General features: G+C 69.5%; 17 protein-coding genes. 8 read left to right on the top strand and 9 right to left on the bottom strand.

Features of this window, described 5'->3' with window-relative positions:
• Nucleotides 1-987: a tripartite tricarboxylate transporter substrate binding protein gene (locus BLQ76_RS05260; RefSeq protein ID WP_090670060.1), complete on the bottom strand. Its 987-nt coding sequence runs from the start codon at nt 985-987 to the stop codon at nt 1-3.
• 138 nt (nt 988-1,125) lie between these two features.
• Between BLQ76_RS05260 and tcuA the strand changes: the two genes are divergently transcribed.
• Entirely contained in the window at nt 1,126-2,652 is a 1,527-nt protein-coding gene (gene tcuA / locus BLQ76_RS05265; RefSeq protein WP_090671328.1) for an FAD-dependent tricarballylate dehydrogenase TcuA, read from the top strand.
• Nucleotides 2,653-2,837: 185 nt separating this feature from the next.
• Here the strand turns inward: tcuA and yjfF are convergent, their stop codons facing one another.
• The 4 genes from yjfF to ytfQ form a co-directional block, all read right to left on the bottom strand.
• On the bottom strand, nt 2,838-3,800 hold the full coding sequence (gene yjfF, locus BLQ76_RS05270; RefSeq protein ID WP_090670062.1) for a galactofuranose ABC transporter, permease protein YjfF: 963 nt from the start codon (nt 3,798-3,800) through the stop codon (nt 2,838-2,840).
• The gene (locus tag BLQ76_RS05275; RefSeq protein ID WP_090670064.1) at nt 3,797-4,837 is read right to left on the bottom strand and encodes an ABC transporter permease; all 1,041 of its coding nucleotides are present in this window, start codon (nt 4,835-4,837) and stop codon (nt 3,797-3,799) included. The genes yjfF and BLQ76_RS05275 overlap by 4 nt, the downstream gene beginning before the upstream one ends.
• A complete protein-coding gene (locus tag BLQ76_RS05280; protein ID WP_090670067.1) occupies nt 4,834-6,354 on the bottom strand; it encodes a sugar ABC transporter ATP-binding protein in 1,521 nt (506 codons plus the stop codon). Before BLQ76_RS05280 ends, BLQ76_RS05275 begins: the two co-directional genes overlap by 4 nt.
• Nucleotides 6,355-6,471: 117 nt before the next feature.
• On the bottom strand, nt 6,472-7,437 hold the full coding sequence (ytfQ, locus tag BLQ76_RS05285; protein ID WP_090671331.1) for a galactofuranose ABC transporter, galactofuranose-binding protein YtfQ: 966 nt from the start codon (nt 7,435-7,437) through the stop codon (nt 6,472-6,474).
• Nucleotides 7,438-7,691: 254 nt separating this feature from the next.
• Here ytfQ and BLQ76_RS05290 point away from each other — a divergent pair, with 254 nt between their 5' ends.
• Complete coding sequence (locus BLQ76_RS05290; protein ID WP_090670070.1) at nt 7,692-9,302, top strand: alpha-amylase family protein; 1,611 nt, start codon at nt 7,692-7,694, stop codon at nt 9,300-9,302.
• A gap of 49 nt (nt 9,303-9,351) precedes the next feature.
• On the opposite strand, the gene uvsE is transcribed toward BLQ76_RS05290, so the two are convergent.
• The 3 genes from uvsE to BLQ76_RS21975 all read right to left on the bottom strand — a co-directional run bounded on the left by uvsE (nt 9,352) and on the right by BLQ76_RS21975 (nt 11,704).
• Nucleotides 9,352-10,410, bottom strand: a complete 1,059-nt coding sequence (uvsE, locus tag BLQ76_RS05295) for a UV DNA damage repair endonuclease UvsE (RefSeq protein WP_090670073.1) — start codon at nt 10,408-10,410, stop codon at nt 9,352-9,354.
• Nucleotides 10,407-11,456, bottom strand: coding sequence for a single-stranded-DNA-specific exonuclease RecJ family protein (locus BLQ76_RS05300; protein WP_090670076.1), 1,050 nt, complete (start codon nt 11,454-11,456; stop codon nt 10,407-10,409). Before BLQ76_RS05300 ends, uvsE begins: the two co-directional genes overlap by 4 nt.
• An 86-nt stretch (nt 11,457-11,542) precedes the next feature.
• A complete protein-coding gene (locus BLQ76_RS21975) occupies nt 11,543-11,704 on the bottom strand; it encodes a hypothetical protein (RefSeq protein ID WP_170842484.1) in 162 nt (53 codons plus the stop codon).
• 131 nt (nt 11,705-11,835) lie between these two features.
• Between BLQ76_RS21975 and BLQ76_RS05305 the strand changes: the two genes are divergently transcribed.
• The 6 genes from BLQ76_RS05305 to BLQ76_RS05330 all read left to right on the top strand — a co-directional run bounded on the left by BLQ76_RS05305 (nt 11,836) and on the right by BLQ76_RS05330 (nt 18,247).
• The gene (locus tag BLQ76_RS05305) at nt 11,836-12,912 is read left to right on the top strand and encodes a dipeptidase (RefSeq protein ID WP_090670079.1); all 1,077 of its coding nucleotides are present in this window, start codon (nt 11,836-11,838) and stop codon (nt 12,910-12,912) included.
• 96 nt (nt 12,913-13,008) lie between these two features.
• Nucleotides 13,009-14,613 carry an ABC transporter substrate-binding protein gene (locus tag BLQ76_RS05310; RefSeq protein ID WP_210285821.1) on the top strand — a complete coding sequence of 535 codons (1,605 nt, stop codon included), beginning with the start codon at nt 13,009-13,011 and terminating at the stop codon, nt 14,611-14,613.
• 10 nt (nt 14,614-14,623) lie between these two features.
• Nucleotides 14,624-15,718, top strand: a complete 1,095-nt coding sequence (locus BLQ76_RS05315; RefSeq protein WP_090670082.1) for an ABC transporter permease — start codon at nt 14,624-14,626, stop codon at nt 15,716-15,718.
• Nucleotides 15,715-16,644: an ABC transporter permease gene (locus BLQ76_RS05320; RefSeq protein WP_090670085.1), complete on the top strand. Its 930-nt coding sequence runs from the start codon at nt 15,715-15,717 to the stop codon at nt 16,642-16,644. Before BLQ76_RS05315 ends, BLQ76_RS05320 begins: the two co-directional genes overlap by 4 nt.
• Nucleotides 16,641-17,480, top strand: coding sequence for an ABC transporter ATP-binding protein (locus tag BLQ76_RS05325; RefSeq protein ID WP_090670088.1), 840 nt, complete (start codon nt 16,641-16,643; stop codon nt 17,478-17,480). The genes BLQ76_RS05320 and BLQ76_RS05325 overlap by 4 nt, the downstream gene beginning before the upstream one ends.
• Nucleotides 17,477-18,247, top strand: coding sequence for an ABC transporter ATP-binding protein (locus tag BLQ76_RS05330; protein ID WP_090671334.1), 771 nt, complete (start codon nt 17,477-17,479; stop codon nt 18,245-18,247). Before BLQ76_RS05325 ends, BLQ76_RS05330 begins: the two co-directional genes overlap by 4 nt.
• 288 nt (nt 18,248-18,535) lie before the next feature.
• Here the strand turns inward: BLQ76_RS05330 and BLQ76_RS21980 are convergent, their stop codons facing one another.
• Nucleotides 18,536-18,862, bottom strand: a complete 327-nt coding sequence (locus BLQ76_RS21980; protein WP_170842485.1) for a BLUF domain-containing protein — start codon at nt 18,860-18,862, stop codon at nt 18,536-18,538.
• Nucleotides 18,863-19,076: the final 214 nt, after the last annotated feature.

Consider the following 19,076-nt stretch of genomic DNA (forward strand, 5'->3'; position numbering starts at 1 on the left):
CTACTGCGTCAGGCCGATCGCGCGCAGCGTCTCGGCGACCTTCTGCTGCTCGGCGTCGAGGAAGGGGGCGAACTCGGCCTGCGGCTGGTACATGTCGACCCAGCCCCGCTTGGTGAGTTCGTCCTGCCAAGCCGGGCTCTTGGCCATCGCGTCCACCGCCTGCGCCAGCGCGGTTCGCTCTGCCTCCGGCACGTTCGCGCCCACCATTAGGCCGCGCCAGTTGAGAAGCGACACGTCGAGGCCCGACTCCTTGAGCGTCGGCACGTCGGGATAGGCGGGGAGGCGCTCGTCGGACGAGACGGCGAGCGGGCGCAGCGCGCCGGACTCGATCTGCGGCGCGAACTCGGCGACGCCGTTGATGCCCGCCGTCACGAAGCCGCCCATGATCGAGGCGAGCGACTCGCCGCCACCGGAATGGGCGATGTAGTTGACGCTCGTGGGATCGACGCCGGCCGCCTGCGCGACGAGACCGACCAGCATGTGGTCCGTCCCGCCTGCCGAGCCGCCGCCCCAGGACACGGCGCCGGGATCGGCCTTCAGCTGCTCCACGAGCTGTCCGATCGACTGGATCGGCGAGGCGGCGGGCACGGCGATCATCTCCCATTCGCCGGTCAGGCGCGCGAGCGGCGTGACCTGGTCCAGCGTCACGGCCGACTTGTTGGTCAACACGCCGCCCACCATGATGAGGCCGCTCACGAGGATGGTGTCGGGGCTCGCCGAACTTTCGGCCACGAAGCGCGCCAGCCCGATCGTGCCACCCGCGCCCGTCACGTTCACGACCTGGACGCTCGGCACGACGTCCGCTCCCTCCAGCGCGGCCTGCATGGCGCGCGCGGTCTGGTCCCAACCGCCGCCCGGCGCGGCCGGGGCCACCAGCGTCAGGCTGGCGGGGGCCTGCGCCAGTGCCGCCGGAGCCGAACCGAGCGACAGGACGAGGGCGGCGGCCGCCAGGCGGCCGAAGCGGCGGCGATGGATCGTGAAGGGCATCGGGGTCTCCTCCCAGAGGCGCGCCGCGGAAGGGCGCGGGTGTCGGCCGGCCTCCCGGACCGACCACTCGACGCTATTGTATGTCATTGCATCCTTTTGTATGCAATACCGAAGCCTTGGCGAAATCGGGAGATGGACATGCATGACGATCGGGTGGACGTGGTGGTGGTGGGCTCCGGCAACGCGGCGCTTTGCGCGGCGATCGCCGCGCGCGAGTCCGGAGCGCGGGTGCTGGTCCTTGAAAAGGCCCCGGCCGACATGGCGGGCGGCAACTCGAAGTACACCGCCGGCGCCATGCGCTTCGTCTACCGCGGCAACGGCGACCTGATCCCGCTCCTGCGCGACCCCGCCGACCCGCGCCTCGAACGCACGGACTTCGGCAGCTACACGGCCGAGACGTTCGGCGCCGACCTTCTCGGCTTCAACGACGGGCGGCCGCTCAGCCGCGAGCAGCAGGCCCTGATCGAGGGCTCCTACGACGCGCTGCGCTGGCTCGCCTCGCACGACGTCAAGTTCGAGCCGATCTACGCGCGCCAGAGCTTCGAGAAGGACGGACGCTTCGTGTTCTGGGGCGGTTTGACCTTGGCCGCACAGCACGAGGGCGTCGGTCTCGTGGAGGCGGAGCTGACCGCCTTCCTGCGCTTGGGCGGCGAGATCCGCTACGAGCATGCTGTCACCGACCTTCTCACCGAGGGCAACACGGTGCGCGGCGTCCGCTTCGAGACCGCGTCCGGCGAGACCGGCGAGATACGGGCCGGCGCGGTGGTGCTCGGCTCGGGCGGCTTCGAGGCCAACCGCGAGATGCGCCGGCGCTACATGGGCGAGAACATGGCGGCCGCCCGCGTGCGCGGCACGCCCTTCAACACCGGCATCGGCCTTCAACTGGCCTTCGCGCAAGGGGCCGAGCCGCACGGGCTCTACGAGAACGGCCACGCGACGCCCATGGACCTCCACACGCCCGAATACGGCAACCTCGATCTGCCCCACGACGAGCGCAAGCACTACCGGAAGATCTGCTACTTCCTCGGCGTCATGGTGAACGCGCGCGGCGAGCGCTTCGTCGACGAGGGCCGCGACTTCCGCAACTACACCTACGCGCAGTTCGGTCGCGCCGTCCTGGAACAGCCCGGCCACGTCGCCTGGCAGATCTTCGACGCCAAGGTCGATCCGCTCCTCTACGCCGAGTACCGTTTCCACGACGCCCACTTCGTGGAGGCCGAAACGCTGGACGCCCTGATCGAGAAGCTCGACGGCGTCGAGGACAAGGCGAAGCTCCGCCAGACCCTTGCGATCTACAACGCGGCGGTCGACGACAGCGTGCCCTTCGATCCGACCGTCAAGGACGGACGCGGCACCAAGGGTCTCGCACTCCCGAAGTCCAACTGGGCCCAGCGCCTCGACCAGGGACCCTTCAAGGCCTACCCGGTCACCGGCGGCATCACCTTCACCTATGGTGGCCTTCAGGTCGGCGAGACCGGCGGCGTGGTCCATGCCGAGGGCCATGAGATCCCCGGCCTCTACGCCTGCGGCGAACTCGTCGGCGGCGTCTTCTTCAACGGCTATCCCGGCGGCTCCGGCCTGACGTCGGGCGCCGTGTTCGGCCGCCGCGCCGGCACCGGTGCCGCCCGCTTCGCCGGCATGGGCACGGAGGCGGCGGCCGCCTGAGGCCAGGACGGGGGCTCCGCCCCTCGACCCCGGCCTGGGCGAGCCACGGGTCTCGCCCGTCCACGGGACGGGAATGATTCCCCTGCGCCCCTTTCGTTGGGACATGTCACCAATGAAAAGAAGGGTCCGGGAATTCCTTCCCGGACGGGGATCGGGGCAGTCGCCCCGCCAGGACTCGGCCGTCGCTACGCCGCCTGCGCCAGCGCGGTGCGCTTCGTCAGCCCGCGCTGGAGGGCGATGAAGCCGAACAGGAGGATGCCGATGGCGATCTTGGTCCACCAGGACGAAAGGGTGCCGTCGAAGACGATGTAGGTCTGGATCAGGCCGGAGATGAGGATGCCGACGAAGGTGCCGGCGACGAAGCCGACGCCACCGGTCAGCAGCGTTCCCCCGATCACGACGGCGGCGATGGCGTCGAGCTCGACGCCGACGGTCGCGAGCGAGTAGCCGGACGAGGTGTAGAGGGCGAAGACGACGCCGGCGACGCCCGCCAGAAGGCTCGACAGGGCGTAGATGCCGATGGTGGTGCGGGCGACGGGCACGCCCATGAGCTCGGCCGAGTTGCGGTCGCCGCCGAGCGCGTAGACGTAGGTGCCGAAGCGCGTGCGGTGGGCAACGAGGATGCCGAGCGCGAAGACCGCGAGCATCACCATGGCGACGAAGCTGAGGCGCCCGCCACCGGGCATGCGCCAGTAGATGGACTGCAGCGCATCGAAGGCGGGGTTCGAGATCGGCACGGCCTCGGTGGTGAGGAGGTAGCAACCGCCGCGCGCCAGGAACATGCCGGCCAGCGTCACGATGAAGGGCGGCGTCTGGAGGTAGTGGATCATCGCGCCCATAAGCGCGCCGAACAAGGTCGCGATCACGAGGATTGCGGCGATCATGGCGTAGGGCGGGTAACCGTCGCGCATGGTCACGGCAAGAAAGACGCCGGTGAAGGCGACCACCGAGCCGACCGACAGGTCGATGCCGCCCGACAGGATCACGAAGGTCATGCCGACCGCGATGATACCGAGAAAGGCGTTGTCGGTGAGGAGGTTGGCGACGACGCGCGTCGACAGGATCGCCGGGAACTGGAGCGAGGACAGCGCGAAGGCGAGCGCGAAGACGCCGAGCGTGACGAGAAGGGGCAGGAAGCGGGCGTTCATCGGATGCGGGCTCCGGCGGCGGGCGCCTGGGCAGCCGGCGGCGTCGTGGTGGGCGCGTCCCGGCGACGCGAACGGCGCAGGAACTGGGTGAGCCCGCCCACGGCCGGCGACTGTACGATCAGGATCAGCGCGATCAGGGCGGCCTTCAGGATGAGGTTCATCTCCGGCGGGAAGCCCGACAGGAGGATGCCGGTGTTCATAGCCTGGATCACGAGCGCGCCGACCAAGGACAGGAGGATCGAGAAGCGCCCGCCCATGAGCGAGGTGCCGCCGATCACGACGGCGAGGATGGCGTCGAGCTCGAGCCAGAGGCCGGCATTGTTGGCGTCGGCGCCGCGGATGTCGGCGGCGGCGATGACGCCGGCGACCGAGGCGCAGAGGCCGGACGCGACGTAGGCCAGCGCGACGGTCGCCTTGGCGTCGACCCCCGCCAGCGCCGAGGCGCGGCGGTTGATGCCGACCGCCTCAATCAGAAGCCCCAGCGCGGTGCGCCGCACGAGGAGCGTCGCCCCGAAGGCCACGATCAGCGCGATCCAGACCGGCATGGGCAAACCGAGAAAGGCGCCGCTGCCGATGAAGAAGAGCACGGGATCGTTGAAGGTGACGATGGTGCCGGAGGTCACGAGCTGCGCGATGCCGCGCCCCGCCACCATCAGGATCAGCGTCGCGATGATGGGCTGGATGTCGAGCACGGCGACGAGAAAGCCGTTCCACAGACCGCACGCGAGGCCGACGCCGAGGGCCGCCACGAGAACGACGGCCGGCGGGTATCCCGCGACGGTGAGGGTCGCGGCGACCGCGCCGGCGATCGCCATGGTGGCGCCCACCGACAGATCGACGCCCTTGGTCGCGATCACCAGCGTCATGCCGACGGCGAGCAGCATCACCGGCGCGCCGCGGTTCAGGACGTCGATCAGCGGGCCGTAAAGACGGCCGTCGCGCGTGGCGAGGTCGAAGAAGCCGGGAAAGACGATCCAGTTGGCGAGAAGAACGAGGAGGAGCGCCCCGATCTGGGGCGCGGCGCGGCGGAGCGTCATGCGGCCTCCTTCGAGGAGCCGGATGCGATCAGGCCCATGATCGCGTCGGGCGAGACGGCGGCGCCCTCGATGTCGCCGACGTGGCGGCGGTCGCGCAGGACGCGCACGCGGTCGGAATAGACCGCGATCTCCTCGAGCTCCGAGGAGATGACGAGCATGGCCATGCCGTCGCGGCAGAGGTCTTCGATCAGGCGCACGATCTCGGCATGGGCGCCGACGTCGATGCCGCGCGTCGGCTCGTCGAGGATCAGGAAGCTCGGCTCGGTGGCGAGCCAGCGGGCGAGGATCGCCTTCTGCTGGTTGCCGCCCGAGAGCAGCCGGATCGGCTTCTCGATGTCGGTGGTGCGGATGTCGAGCGCCTTCACGAAGCGCTCGGCGATGCGCACCTGCTCGCGCATGGGCAGCGGCTTGCGCCAGCCCTGGCGGGCCTGGAGCGCGAGGATGATGTTCTCGCGCACCGACAGGTCGCCGACGATGCCCTCGACCTTGCGCTCCTCGGGGCAGTAGCCGAAGCCGAGGCGAATGGCGGTGCGCGGGTTCTGGATGCGCACCGGCTTGCCGTCCACGAAGGCGCGGCCCTCGTCGGCGCGCATGGCGCCGAACACGAGGCGCGCGGTCTCGGTGCGGCCCGAGCCCAAGAGGCCCGCGACGCCCACCGCCTCGCCGGGATGGACCGACAGGTCGAAGGGCTCGATCTCGCGACGGCGGCCGTAGCGCTCGAAGCGCACGCGCGGCTCGCCGGTGCGCGCCTCGGCCGGGCCGGCGGGCGCGTGGGCGACGGCCTCGCGCAGCTCGCGGCCCAGCATCAGGGATACGATCTCGGCGGTTGAGGTCTGGGTGATCGCGCGCTCGCCGACGAGCTTGCCGTTGCGCAGGACGGTGGCCCGGTCGCAGACCGCGAAGACCTGGTCGAGGAAGTGGGTGACGAAGAGGATGGCCAGGCCCCGGTCGCGCAGCGCGCGCATGGCCGTGAACAGCGTTTCCACCTCGGCGGCGTCGAGGCTCGCGGTCGGCTCGTCGAGGATCAGCACCTTGCCCGACACGTCCACGGCCCGCACGATCGCGACCAGCTGCTGGATCGCGACCGACAGCGTGCCGAGCGTGGCACCCGGGTCGATATGGCCGAGTCCGTGCTCGGCGAGCAGCGCTTTGGCCTGCCGGCGCATCAGGTCGGTGCGCGTCAGCCCCGCCCAGGTCGGCTGACGGCCGAGGTAGAGGTTTTCGGCGACCGAGAGGTTCGGCAGGAGGTTGACCTCCTGATAGACGGTGCCGATGCCGAGCGACTGCGCCTCGCGGCTGTCGGCGGGGTCGATGTCGCGGCCCTCGAGCTGCGCCGTGCCGCCGTCGCGCCGGTAGATGCCGGTCAGCGTCTTGATGAGGGTGGACTTGCCTGCGCCGTTCTCGCCGAGCAGCGCGTGGATCTCGCCAGCGCGAAGGGTCAGGTCGACTCCGTCGAGAGCGCGGATGCCGACGAACGCCTTGGTCAGGCCGCGGATCGCAAGAAGCGGTGGGGACATGGCGGGCACCTGAGAACAAAGGGCGCCTCGCCCGAGGGCAGAGGCAGAGGCAGTTCCGCCGGGCCGGGAGCATGGCTCCCGGCCCGGCGGAACGGATCGGTCAGGACGGCCGATGGCTCAGTAGCCCATGCCCTTCTTGGCTTCCATGACGCCCTTCGGGTCGTCGGCCTGCGTGTAGAGCTTGGATTCCGTCTGGATCCACTTCGGCGGCTCCTTGCCGTCCTTCTTGTAGGCTTCCAGCGCGTCGAAGGCGGGGCCCGCCATGTTGGGCGTCAGCTCGACCGTGGCGTTGGCCTCGCCGTTCGCCATCGCCTGGAAGATGTCGGGCACGGCGTCGATCGAGACCACCATGATGTCGGTGCCGGGCTTCAGGCCGGCTTCCTTGATGGCCTGGATGGCGCCCACCGCCATGTCGTCGTTGTGGGCGTAGACCGCGCAGATGTCCTTGCCGCCGTTCTCGGCCTTGATGAAGCTCTCCATCACTTCCTTACCCTTGGTGCGGGTGAAGTCGCCGGTCTGCGACCGGGCGAGGGTGATGTTGCTCTTGCCGGCGATCGCCTCCTCGAAGCCCTTCTTGCGGGCGATGGCGGGCGAGGAGCCCGTGGTGCCCTGGAGCTCGACGACCTTGCAGGGCTTGGAGCCGACTTGGCCGACGAGGTAGTCGCCCGCCACCTTGCCCTCGTGGACCTGGTCCGAGGTCACGGCCGTCAGGTAGAGCGAGTCGTCCTTGGTCTCGATGTTGCGGTCGAGCAGGACCACCGGGATGTCGGCGTCCTTGGCCTCTTCCAGAACCTGGTCCCAGCCCGTGGCGACGACCGGCGCGAGCAGGATCGCGTCCACGCCCTGCGCCACGAAGGAGCGGATCGCCTTGATCTGGTTCTCCTGCTTCTGCTGCGCGTCGGCGAACTTCAGGTCGATGCCGCGCTTCTTGGCCTCCTCGCGCGTGACCGAGGTCTCGGCGGCGCGCCAGCCGGACTCCGAGCCGACCTGCGAGAAGCCGACCGTCATGCCGCTCTGGGCAAGCACCGGCGAGGCGAGAAGGGTCGCGAGCGCGAGGCCGGCGAGCGTGGAGCGAATGCGCATGAGATGAAGACCTCCCGAAAAGCCGACGTTCACCGACCGGGCGGCCCTCCCGAGGCCCCGGCCGGCACGTTCACGAAGCGCCGGCGACCACCCGCACGTTTGAGCGGGAATAACTCATACAAAAGCCGAGAGCACGATTCTGTCAACTCCCCTGACGGTCGCTTCGCACCGCAACCTCCGCGCACGGGTGATTCATCTGCGGCGCTCCGCTTCGGCCGCCCTATCTGGAGCCGCAACCCCAAGCGGAGCGCCCGATGCTGAACCTCTGGTACAAGAACGCCGTGATCTACTGCGTGGACGTCGAGACCTTTCAGGACTCCGACGGCGACGGCATCGGCGACTTCCAGGGGCTGATCTCGCGGCTCGACCATATCGAGGCGCTGGGGGCGACCTGCATCTGGCTCCTGCCCTTCTACCCCAGTCCCAACAAGGACAACGGCTACGACGTCGCCGACTATTACGGCGTCGACCCGCGCTACGGCACGCTCGGCGACTTCGTGGAGTTCACGCACGCCGCGCACGAGCGGGGTCTGCGCGTCCTGGTCGACCTCGTGGTGAACCATTCCTCGATCGACCATCCTTGGTTCGAGCTGAGCGCCCAGCGCCATCCGAAATACGAGGACTGGTACGTCTGGCGGAAGGAGAAGCCCGCCGACGCGGAGAAGGGCGTCATCTTTCCCGGCGTGCAGGAGTCGACCTGGACCTACGACCGGACGCGCCGGGAGTACTACTTCCACCGCTTCTACAAGCATCAGGCCGATCTCAACATCGCCAACCCGGCCGTGCGCGAGGAGATCGAGCGCATCGTCGGCTACTGGCTGGCGCTCGGCGTGTCGGGCTTTCGCATGGACGCCGTGCCCTTCATGCTGGAGGACCTGTCGGAGGCCCATTCGGGGTGGGAGCCGCACCGCTACCTGTCGGAGCTGCAGACCTTCGCCTCCTGGCGGCGGGCCGAGGCGATCCTGCTGGCCGAGGCCAACATCGAGATGCGGGAGGCGGACAGCTATTTCGGCACCGGAGACCGGCTCCACGTGATCTTCAACTTCCCCCTGAACCAGAAGCTCTTCCTGGGTCTGGCCCGCAAGGACGCGGCGCCGGTCGCGGACTTTCTCGAGGCGCTTCCCGAGATACCGGCGGTGGCGCAATGGGCGACCTTCCTGCGCAACCACGACGAGATCGACCTCGGGCGCCTCGAAGACGACGAGCGCGAGGAGGTCTTCGCCGCCTTCGGTCCCGAGAAGGACATGCAGCTCTACGAGCGGGGCCTCAGGCGGCGTCTGGCGCCCATGCTCGGCGGCGACCCGGCCCGTCTTGCCATGGCCTTTTCGATCATGCTGGCGCTGCCGGGCACGCCGGTGATCTGGTACGGCGACGAGATCGGCATGGGCGAGGACCTGGAACTGCCCGAGCGCCATCCCGTGCGCACGCCCATGCAGTGGGACGGCACGGCGAACGGCGGCTTCTCGGCAGCGGACCGCAAGGCGTGCGTGCGCCCGCCCGTCACCGGCGATCCGCTCGGCTTCGAGCGCACCAACGCCGAGGCGCAGCGCCTCGATCCGGCCTCGCTCCTGTCCACCGTGCGCCGCCTGATCCGCGCGCGGCGCGAGGCGGTGGAGATCGGCTGGGCTCGGGCCGAGCCGCTCGACCTCGGCACCTCAGCGGTGCTGGGTCTGCGCTCGCGCTGGCGCGGCGGCGAGGTCGTCACGCTGCACAACCTCTCCGACGCGCCGGTCCGCATCACGTGGCCGAAGGGCGTCGCCCGCACGAAGCTCCATCCGCTGATCGAGGAGGGGGCCGCGCTCCTTGGCGAACAGTCGCCCGAGCTCGGCCCCTACGGTTTCGCCTGGTTCCGCGTGAAACCCTGACGCCGCCCCGCGCGCCGCCGGCGAGCGCTCACGCGCCGCCGGCGAGCGCTCACGCGCCACCGGTGACCTCGACCTCGTCCAGCACCTCGTCCTCCTCGGCCTCCAACGCGGGCGCTTCGGATGGCTCGAGGCCGAACCGGGCGGCGACGTCCGGCGCATAGCGCAGGAGGTCGGGCCGCAGGCGCAGGAGCGCGAGGTCCTTGGCCTTGGCCTCCAGCATGACGTCGAACCGGAGCCCTTCCGCCTCGCGCATGAAGGTCGCGAACTCGAACGGGTTGCAGAAGTCGGCATGGCCCGTGAAGACCGGCGCGACGTGGCGGACCGTCTTCTTCTTGGTCTTCTTGTCGACGCGCACCTGCTCGCGCAGCTCGGTGCGGGGCGAGGAGAAGTGGATCTTCGGCTGCTGGTCGTCCGGCCAGGTCCTGAGGATGGCGGCCAGCGTGTCGCGCACCGGCACCTGGCCGGGATTGAGGCACCAGTGGTGCTGGTAGTCGAAGATGCAGCGCACGCCCGTGCGATCGTGGATCCACAGGACGTCGGCGGCCGAAAAGCGCAGGTCGTCGTGTTCTAGAACGAGGCGGCGTCGAACGGGCTCGGGCAGCGTGTGCCACGTCTCGACCCAGCGCTCGCGCGAGGCGGGCACGTCGCCGTAGGTGCCGCCGACATGAATCACCAGCACGGCCTCGGGCGGCTGCTCCATGAGATCCAGCATCTCGGCCTGAGACACGAGGTCGGCGATCGACTTCTGGACGAGCTTGGGGTCGGGGCTGTTGAGGACGATGAACTGCGAGGGGTGGAAGGAAAGGCGGATGCCGAGGCGCCGCGCCTTGGCGCCGAAGCTGGCCAGCTCGGCCTTCGAGTCCTGCACCATCGAGTGGAACTGCGGCATGTCGGGATGGGTCGCGTAGGGCGCGATGTCCGACGACATGCGGTACATGCGGATGTCGTGCTTATCGAGGTGATCGAGGATGGCGTCGAGATAGCCGAGCGACACGGTGAGGTGCGGCTCGCTTGCCGCCCGGCGCGCGTCGTTGCTCTTCAGGTCGTCGCGCGCCATCACCTTGACGGGAAAGCCGAGGCGCGAGGGGGCGGGGGTGACGAGCTTCATGCCGCGGCCTCCAGCTCGGGTCCGAAGCCGATCGCATGGACGAAGTGGTTCCAGTCGGCCAGGCGCAGGGCGCCGCCGGAGGCCAGACGATGGCCGTTGCCGTATTCCTCGCCTGCGCCGGGCGGCCGGTGCTCGGCCAGAAACGCGATGAGATCGCGATCCTCGCCCGTGCGGGCGGCAAAATGCACCCAGCCCTCGCGATAGCCGAAGTTGGCCGCGATCACGATGCGGTCCCTGATGCGCGTGCGCCAGGCCTGGGCGACCAGCGGATGGATCTGGCAGGGCGACGAGAAGGGGATCAGCGCCACCTCGGCCGAGACCTTGGGGCCGATCTTGCGCGCCGCATCGAGCGCTGCCTTGACCTCCTCCTTGGCCTGGAGAAGCGCCGCGGTCTCCGCATGCGCGCCCGACAGGACGGCCTTGGCGCCGTCCGCCTTGAGAAGCAGGCCCAGGGCGGCGGAGGCGTCGCCGCTTGCCGTGCGGCGCGGAGCGTTGACGAGCGAGACGGCCTTGCGCAGCGCCGTGATGCCCAAGGCTCGCGCCTCCTCCATCTCGGGGAAGCCGTCCTCGTCCGCCATGTCGCCGATCAGGCCGATCGCGGCGAGCCACAGGAGGTCGCCCGTCTCGACGCCGATCGCCTTCGCGCAGCGATAGGCGAGAAGCGACGAGGTCGGGATCGGGTCGTCCTCGATCCCCGACACGACGCAGGCATGGGTCGGCACGCCGGTCGGCACATGATGGTCGATCAGAACGGTGGGGAGCCCAAGGTCGGGCAGGCGGCTCGACACGCCGAGGTCGGTGACGACGAGGCCCGTCATCGCCCGGCCGCGCAGCTCGTCCAGGAATGCGTCGGAATAGGCGTTCTCGCCCTTGCCGACGATGCGCGTCGACGGCTCGGTGCCGAGGCGCTGCAACGTCTTCACGAGGATCGCGCCGGCCGACAGCCCGTCGGCGTCGTTGTGGCAGGCGACCAGCGGCGCGGGGCCGAGCGCCAGTGCGGCCTCGGCAAAGGCCTCGGGCGGTTGCAGGCCGGAAAAGATGCTCATGCTGCGGGTCCCCTGACTGTCAGGGTGCCAACGCACGGACGCGTCGATCCGATCCCCCGCGCCCGTGCGGCATGATGCGATCCGCTTCAGCGACCCGCGTCGGTCTCCGCGCCGCCGTCCGGGATCCGGCGCAGTGCCTCCTGCAACTCGTCCTCCTGCGACTGTTGCGCGGCTTGGTCGGCGTCGCGGTCCTGGTTGTCGGCCTGGTCCTGCTGGTTGTCGAAGCGGTCGGTCGGAATGCGGCTCATGATAGCTCTCCTGGATGCGTCTGGTCCGCCGGTCCAACGATCGGCCGCCGCGTTCGTTCAGCCACCGGCACCGTTTGACGCGGGCGCCGGGAGGCGCTTCAAGGCGACCGTCCCCTTGGCGGAGCCCTCCCATGCAAGTCTTCGACGGCCACAACGACATCCTCCTGCGCATCCATCTCGACGAGACGGGAGAGGCGTTCCGGCAGTTTCTGGAGGGAGGGTCGGACGCCCATATCGATCTCGAAAAGGCGCGCGCGGGCGGGCTGGCCGGCGGGCTCTTCGCGGTCTTTCCGCCCTCGCCCTGGGGCGGCTCGGGCGGTGCGCCCGATCCGATGCGCCGCGCGCCCTACGACTTAGCCCTCCCGGCGCCGCTCGCCCATCCCTTCGGGCTCGACAGTACCGTCTCGATGATCTCGATCCTCCTGCGTCTGGAGCGCGCGTCGGGCGGGCGCCTCGCGGTCTGCCGGACCGTCGCCGAGATCGAGGCGGTGATGGCGCGCGGGAGCCTGGCCGCCATGCTCCACATCGAGGGCGCCGAGGCGATCGACCCGGATCTGCGGATGCTCGACGTGCTCCACGCCGCGGGCCTGCGCTCGATCGGCATGGTGTGGAGCCGGCACAACCACTTCGGCCACGGCGTGCCGATGCGCTTTCCCTCCTCGCCCGACACCGGGCCGGGCCTCACCGAGGCCGGCCGGAGGCTGGTCAAGCGCTGCAACGAACTCGGGATCCTCCTCGACCTGTCGCATCTCAACGAGGCGGGCTTCTGGGAGGTGGCGAAGCTCTCCGACGCCCCGCTCGTCGCCACCCATTCCAACGTCCACCGCCTGTGCACGGTGAGCCGCAACCTCACCGACCGGCAGCTCGACGCGGTCGCGCGCTCACGCGGGCTGGTGGGCCTTAACTTCGCCACCGCCTTCCTGCGCGAGGACGGGCACATGGACGCCGACACGCCGCTCGACACCATGCGCCGCCACCTCGACGCGATGCTCGAGCATCTGGGCGAGGGGGGCGTGGCGCTCGGCTCCGACTTCGACGGCGCGACGATTCCCAAGGCCATCGGCTCGTCCGCCGGCCTCCCGCGTCTCTTCGAGCACCTGTCGCAGGCGGGCTACGGCGACGCGCTGCTCGAGCGCATCGCCTGGCGCAACTGGATGGACGTCCTTCGCCGAACCTTCCATGAGACGTCCACAGCTGACGCGCAATGAGGCTTGCCCCTTTCTTGGGCTTCCCATAGCCTTTCCAAAGTCCGGCGCGCGGTGCGCCGGCTTTCAGGCCGTGCCGCTCGGGAAAGGGTTTCCATCTTGCTCCACATCCGCTCGTTCACCACGCGGCTTCTGGCCGGCACGATCATCCTCGCCGGCCTCTCGGCCCCCGCGCTCGCCGCCACCCCGGCCGACACGCTGGTGATCGCCAACACGATCGACGACCTGAAGGTGCTGGATCCCGCCGAAAGCTTCGAATTCTCGGGCGGCGACGCGATCAACAATATCTACCGCAAGCTGGTCGAGCTCGATCCCAAGACCCTGAAGCCCACGCCGGGCGTCGCGGCGAGCTGGAGCGTGGGCGGCGACGGACGCGTCTTCACCTTCAAGATCGCGCCGAACCAGCGGTTCGCCTCCGGCAATCCCGTGACGGCCGACGACGTCGTCTTCTCGCTGCGCCGCGTCGTGAAGCTCGACAAGACGCCGAGCTTCATCATCTCGCAGTTCGGCCTGACCAAGGACAACGCGGACCAGACCATCCGCAAGGTCGACGACACGACCGTCGAGATCCAGACCGACAAGCCCTACGCCCCGACCTTCCTCTACAACGCGCTCACCGCCGACGTCGCCTCGATCGTCGACATGAAGACCGTGATGGAGAACGAGAGCGGCGGCGACATGGGCAACGAGTGGCTGAAGACCCACTCGGCGGGCTCGGGTCCCTACGTGCTGCGCGCCTGGAAGCCCAACGAGTCCGTGCTGCTCGAGGCCAACCCGAACTGGCCCGAGGCGACCGCCATGAAGCGCGTCTTCGTGCGCCATGTGCCGGAGCCCGCGACCCAGCGCCTTCTCCTGGAGCGCGGCGACGTCGACATCGCGCGCAACCTGACGCCCGAGGACGTCGCCGCCGTTCAGGGCAACGCCGCGCTCAAGGTCGTCGACGAGCCGCGCGGACGCATCTACTACCTCTCGGGCAACCAGAAGTACGAGCCGCTTGCCAAGCCTGGCGTCATGCAGGCCATCAAGTCGCTCGTCGACTACGACGGCATGGCCTCGTCCTTCCTGAAGGGACAGGTCGTCCAGCAGCAGAACTTCCTGCCGGTCGGCTTCCTCGGCGCGGTGGACGACCATCCGTTCAAGCTCGACGTCGCCAAGGCCAAGGAGATGCTGAGCGCCGCCGGCTACCCCGACGGCTTCGACGTCGAGATCCTGGTGCGCAACGACCAGCAGCGTCTCGCCATCGCCCAGTCGCTCCAGAACACGCTCGGCCAGGCCGGCATCCGCGTGTCGATCAAGGCGGCGACCGGCTCGGAGGTGCTCTCGGTCTACCGCGCCCGCAACGCGCAACTGACGCTGGAGGCCTGGGGGCCGGACTATCCCGATCCCAACACCAACGCCTCGGTCTTCGCCTCCAACGAGAACAACTCGGACGAGGGCAACCTCGTCGGCAACCTGGCATGGCGCAACGCCTATGCCGCCACGGAGACGACGCCGCTCGTCGCCCAGTCCGTGGTGGAGCAGGACGAGGCCAAGCGCGTCGAGCTTTATCACCGGATGCAGCAAATCAGCCGCGACTCCTCGCCCTTCGTGATGCTGTTCCAGCAGATCGCCCAGAACGCGATGGGCAAGGGCGTCGAGGGCTTTACCGGCGGCGGCGCTGTGTCCTCGGCCTTCTATTACCAGGTGACCAAGGCCGCGCAGTAAGGCATCCCGGATGACGATCCTGCCGGGCGACGAGCTCGCCGCGGAACAGGTCGCCGGGGAGCGAACCGGGGGAGGGCACGCGGGGCGCATCGCCTCGCGTCTCCTCAAGACCCTGTTCAGCCTCCTCGTCACCCTGTTCGGCCTCGTTCTCGTCACCTTCGCGATCGCGCGCCTCGTGCCGATCGACCCTGTTCTGGCGGTGGTGGGTGAGCGGGCGACCGCCGCCCAGTACGCCGCCGCCCGGACCGAGCTCGGGCTTGACCAGCCCATTCCCGTGCAGTTCGTGCGCTACCTCGGCGAGGTGGCGCAGGGCGACTTCGGGCACTCGGTCACGACCTCGCAGCCCGTCCTCGACGACGTGCTGCGCGTCTTTCCCGCGACGATCGAGCTGGCCACCTTGGCGACGCTCCTCGGCGTCCTTCTCGGCGTTCCCGCCGGTGTCTTGGGCGCGGTGAACCAGGGACGATGGCCGGACCATATCCTGCGCGTCGTCGGGCTGCTGGGCTACTCCATGCCGGTCTTCTGGCTGGGCCTCGTCGCGCTTCTCTTCTTCTACGGGCATCTCGGCTGGACCGGCGGGCCGGGCCGGCTGGACGTGGCCTTCGAGCTTTCCTACGAGTTCGACGTGACGCCGCGCACCGGTTCGATCCTCGTCGACTCGGCCCTGTCGGGCGCCTGGGACGTGTTCCGCAACGCCCTGTCGCACCTCGTCCTGCCGGTGGCCGTGCTCGCCGCCTATTCCATGGCCTATATCAGCCGCATGACGCGCTCCTTCATGCTGGAGCAGCTCGGCCAGGAATACGTCACCACGGCCCGCGTGAAGGGCGTTTCGGAGCGGCGCGTGGTCTGGGTTCATGCGCTCGGCAACGCCGCCGTGCCGCTCATCACCGTGATCGCGCTGAGCTACGCCGCGCTGCTGGAGGGCTCGGTCCTCACCGAGACCGTGTTCGCCTGGCCGGGTCTCGGGCTCTACATCACGCAGGCGCTGTTCGCCGCCGACCTCAACGCTGTGCTCGGCGGCACGCTCGTGATCGGCTGCGCCTTCATCCTTCTCAACATCCTGTCCGACCTCGTCTACACGATGGTCGATCCGAGGGCCCGATGAGCCTGGCCCCCACGCCCTCCGCCGGCGGCCTGCGCGCCTGGCTCACCACCGACACGCCGCGCTCGCGCCTCCAAGCCCGACTCGTCTCGGCCACCCACGCCTGGCGCGAGCTTCTCGCCAACCCGCTCGCGGTCGCGGGCCTCTTGATCGTCGCCGTGCTCGTCCTCATGGCGCTTCTGGCGCCCTGGCTGGCGACCCACGACCCGAACGCGCAGAACCTCGCCCTGCGCCTTCAGCCCCCCGGCGCGAACGGGCACTGGCTGGGGACGGACGAGCTCGGCCGCGACATCTGGAGCCGTCTCGTCTACGGCTCGCGCGTCACGCTCCAGGTCGTGGCGCTCGTGGCCGTCACCGCGCCGGTCTTCGGCCTGCTCGTCGGAACGGTGTCCGGCACGCTCGGCGGCTGGACGGATCGCATCCTGATGCGCGCGACCGACATCTTCCTCGCCTTTCCCCGCCTGATCCTCGCGCTCGCCTTCGTGGCCGCGCTCGGCCCCGGCATCCTCAACGCCATCCTCGCCATCGCGCTCACCGCCTGGCCGCCCTATGCGCGCGTCGCGCGCGCCGAGACGCTGACCGTGCGCCGCTCCGACTTCATCGCCGCCGCGCGGCTGGCGGGCGCGGGCACGCCACGCATCGTGCTCGGCCACGTCGTGCCCCTGTGCCTGCCGTCGGTCATCGTGCGCGTGACCCTCGACATGGCGGGCATCATCCTGACCGCCGCCGGCCTCGGCTTCCTCGGCCTTGGCGCGCAGCCCCCGCTCGCCGAATGGGGCGCCATGATCTCGACCGGGCAACAGTTCCTCCTCAGCCACTGGTGGGTCCCGACCATTCCCGGCATCGCCATCCTCCTCGTGAGCCTCGGCTTCAACCTCATCGGCGACAGCCTGCGCGACGTCCTCGACCCGCGGAGCGCCAAGCGTTGAGCGAGCCGCTTCTTCAAGTCGAGAACCTGCGCATCGCGTTCGACACGCGGCGCGGCCCCGTCGAGGCCGTGCGGGGTGTCTCCTTCGCGCTCGGGCGCGAGCGGGTCGGCATCGTCGGCGAGTCGGGCTCCGGCAAGACGGTCACGGGCCGCGCGCTCCTGCGGCTCGTGCGGCCGCCCGGCCGCGTCGCGGTCGACCGCATGATGCTGGGCGGCACCGATCTCGCAACGCTTTCCGAGCTCGGGATGCGCGCGGTGCGCGGGCGGCGCATCGCCATGATCCTGCAGGACCCGAAATACTCGCTGAACCCCGTGATGCGCGTCGAGCGCCAACTCGGCGAGGCGCTGGACGCCCATGGGCGTCTCGGGCGCGCGGAACGGCGACGGCGCATGGTGGAGATGCTGCGCGAGGTCTCGATCCGAGATCCCGAGCGTGTGCTCGCCGCCTATCCGCACGAGCTTTCCGGTGGCATGGGCCAGCGCGTCATGATCGCCATGATGCTGATCCCCGAGCCCGAGATCCTGATCGCCGACGAGCCGACCTCGGCGCTCGACGTCACGGTCCAGCTCGACGTCCTCGCCATCCTCGACCGGCTCGTGCGCGATCGGGGCATGGGCCTCCTGTTCATCAGCCACGACCTGCGCCTCGTCTCGACCTTCTGCGACCGCGTGCTCGTCATGTATGCCGGGCGCATCGTCGAGGAGATCGAGGCCGGCCGTCTCCACGAGGCGCGGCATCCCTACACGCAGGGGCTTCTCGCCTGCCTCCCGCGCATCGGCGGCGGCCAAGCCGACCTGCCCGTCCTGCAGCGCCAGACCGCGTGGGCCACCGCATGAACGCCATCCCACGCATCGCGATCGAGGACCTGTCGGTCAGCTTCGGCACGGGCCGCTCGCGCGTCCAAGCCGTGCGCGGCGTCTCGCTCGAGGTTCCCGCCGGCGCGTCCTTCGGCCTGGTGGGCGAATCGGGCTCGGGCAAGTCGACGATCCTGCGCGCGATCTGCGGCCTCGCACCGGTCACGGGCGGCCGCATCCTGATCGACGGCGAGGAGATCAAGGGCGTGCGCGGGCGCGCCTTCGCCGCGCGCGTCCAGATGGTGTTCCAGGACCCCTACGGATCGCTCCATCCCCGCCATACGCTCGACCGCATCCTGTCCGAGCCGCTCGCGATCCACGGCCTGGACGACCGCGACCGGCGCGTCGTCTCGGCGATGGAGGACGTGGGCCTGCCCGCGTCCTTCCGCTTCCGCCTGCCGCACCAGCTCTCGGGCGGACAGCGCCAGCGCGTGGCCATCGCGCGCGCGCTGATCCTCGATCCCCCGATCCTCCTTCTGGACGAGCCGACCTCGGCGCTCGACGTCTCGATCCAGGCCGAGGTCCTGAACCTTCTGGCGCGCTTGCGGCGCGAGCGCGACCTGACGTTCCTGTTCGTCAGTCACGACCTCGCGGTGGTGGACCACATGTGCGAGCGTGCGCTCGTCATGCGCGGCGGCGAGGCGGTCGAGGAACTCGGGGCGGACGCTCTGGCAAGAGGCCGGGTCGAGAGCGCCTACGCGGCCGACCTGGTACGCGCCGCCGAAGGGTTCCGGCGACCGTCCCCCTGAGGTCCGCCGCGGCAAACTTAACGAAATTTTAAGGAAATTCCTGGGGAACGCCGTCGGGCGGTCGACGTTGAAACATGGCCGAAACGTGACGACGCTATGCCTCTCGCCAGTCGGGAAGAGGAACCCCTGCAATGCGCATCGAGACCATGGTTGCCCTGTTCGTGAACGTTACGGCGCTGGCTTTGCTGGGGGCCGTTGGTACGGTCGCAGCCGCGATCCTGCTGCCCTGAGGCGTCGGTCCCGACCGGCGTTCCGGCTAGGCTGTCGAACGGCGCCCGGTCCCGCCGCTCAGGTCAGCTGGGACAGAAACACGACGTCGGCGATGGGCCGGCGTACCATTCCCCAATCCCGGAAGCTCACCGCCTCGATCGGCTTGCGCTCGAGTTCGATCACCTCGACGTGGCGCGGGTCGTTGCAGATGATCCGGAACAGCTCGTTCACGGCTGCTTCCGGTCCCTCCAGGATCTGCATGATCCGGTCGCCCTCGAAGGCGATGCAGCCGCTGACGCCGGCCGCCAGGTTCTTGGCACGGAAGTGTCCGATCTGGTCGAGAAGGTCCGCCATGCTGGTTTCGGGAGCCAGCCGGCTGACATAGGACAGATGCAAGAGCGTCATGAGGTGGCGCGGTCGGGATAGGACGATGCGGGTCCTGGGCGCAGGCGCGTCAGCGGGCGAAGGGGGAGGGTAGACGCCCGCTCGCGACGCACTTGTCTGATGCCTAAGCGCCTGCAGGTCCACCGCTTTTTGTTCGATGAGGGTTGGCGCGTCCTGGTCATCTGCGCCAAAGCCTGTCATGCGGGCATGGTTCCCGATGGATGTCGGCAATCCT

The sequence above is a fragment of the Aureimonas jatrophae genome, from assembly GCF_900104035.1.
Classification (GTDB): Bacteria; Pseudomonadota; Alphaproteobacteria; order Rhizobiales; family Rhizobiaceae; genus Aureimonas; species Aureimonas jatrophae.

Excerpts from the sequence above, each read along its gene's own strand:
- BLQ76_RS05260 (WP_090670060.1), bottom strand. The coding sequence starts at position 987 with ATGCCCTTCACGATCCATCGCCGCCGCTTCGGCCGCCTGGCGGCCGCC.
- tcuA (WP_090671328.1), top strand. The coding sequence starts at position 1,126 with ATGCATGACGATCGGGTGGACGTGGTGGTGGTGGGCTCCGGCAACGCG.
- yjfF (WP_090670062.1), bottom strand. The coding sequence starts at position 3,800 with ATGAACGCCCGCTTCCTGCCCCTTCTCGTCACGCTCGGCGTCTTCGCG.
- BLQ76_RS05275 (WP_090670064.1), bottom strand. The coding sequence starts at position 4,837 with ATGACGCTCCGCCGCGCCGCGCCCCAGATCGGGGCGCTCCTCCTCGTT.
- BLQ76_RS05280 (WP_090670067.1), bottom strand. The coding sequence starts at position 6,354 with ATGTCCCCACCGCTTCTTGCGATCCGCGGCCTGACCAAGGCGTTCGTC.
- ytfQ (WP_090671331.1), bottom strand. The coding sequence starts at position 7,437 with ATGCGCATTCGCTCCACGCTCGCCGGCCTCGCGCTCGCGACCCTTCTC.
- BLQ76_RS05290 (WP_090670070.1), top strand. The coding sequence starts at position 7,692 with ATGCTGAACCTCTGGTACAAGAACGCCGTGATCTACTGCGTGGACGTC.
- uvsE (WP_090670073.1), bottom strand. The coding sequence starts at position 10,410 with ATGAAGCTCGTCACCCCCGCCCCCTCGCGCCTCGGCTTTCCCGTCAAG.
- BLQ76_RS05300 (WP_090670076.1), bottom strand. The coding sequence starts at position 11,456 with ATGAGCATCTTTTCCGGCCTGCAACCGCCCGAGGCCTTTGCCGAGGCC.
- BLQ76_RS21975 (WP_170842484.1), bottom strand. The coding sequence starts at position 11,704 with ATGAGCCGCATTCCGACCGACCGCTTCGACAACCAGCAGGACCAGGCC.
- BLQ76_RS05305 (WP_090670079.1), top strand. The coding sequence starts at position 11,836 with ATGCAAGTCTTCGACGGCCACAACGACATCCTCCTGCGCATCCATCTC.
- BLQ76_RS05315 (WP_090670082.1), top strand. The coding sequence starts at position 14,624 with ATGACGATCCTGCCGGGCGACGAGCTCGCCGCGGAACAGGTCGCCGGG.
- BLQ76_RS05320 (WP_090670085.1), top strand. The coding sequence starts at position 15,715 with ATGAGCCTGGCCCCCACGCCCTCCGCCGGCGGCCTGCGCGCCTGGCTC.
- BLQ76_RS05330 (WP_090671334.1), top strand. The coding sequence starts at position 17,477 with ATGAACGCCATCCCACGCATCGCGATCGAGGACCTGTCGGTCAGCTTC.
- BLQ76_RS21980 (WP_170842485.1), bottom strand. The coding sequence starts at position 18,862 with ATGACGCTCTTGCATCTGTCCTATGTCAGCCGGCTGGCTCCCGAAACC.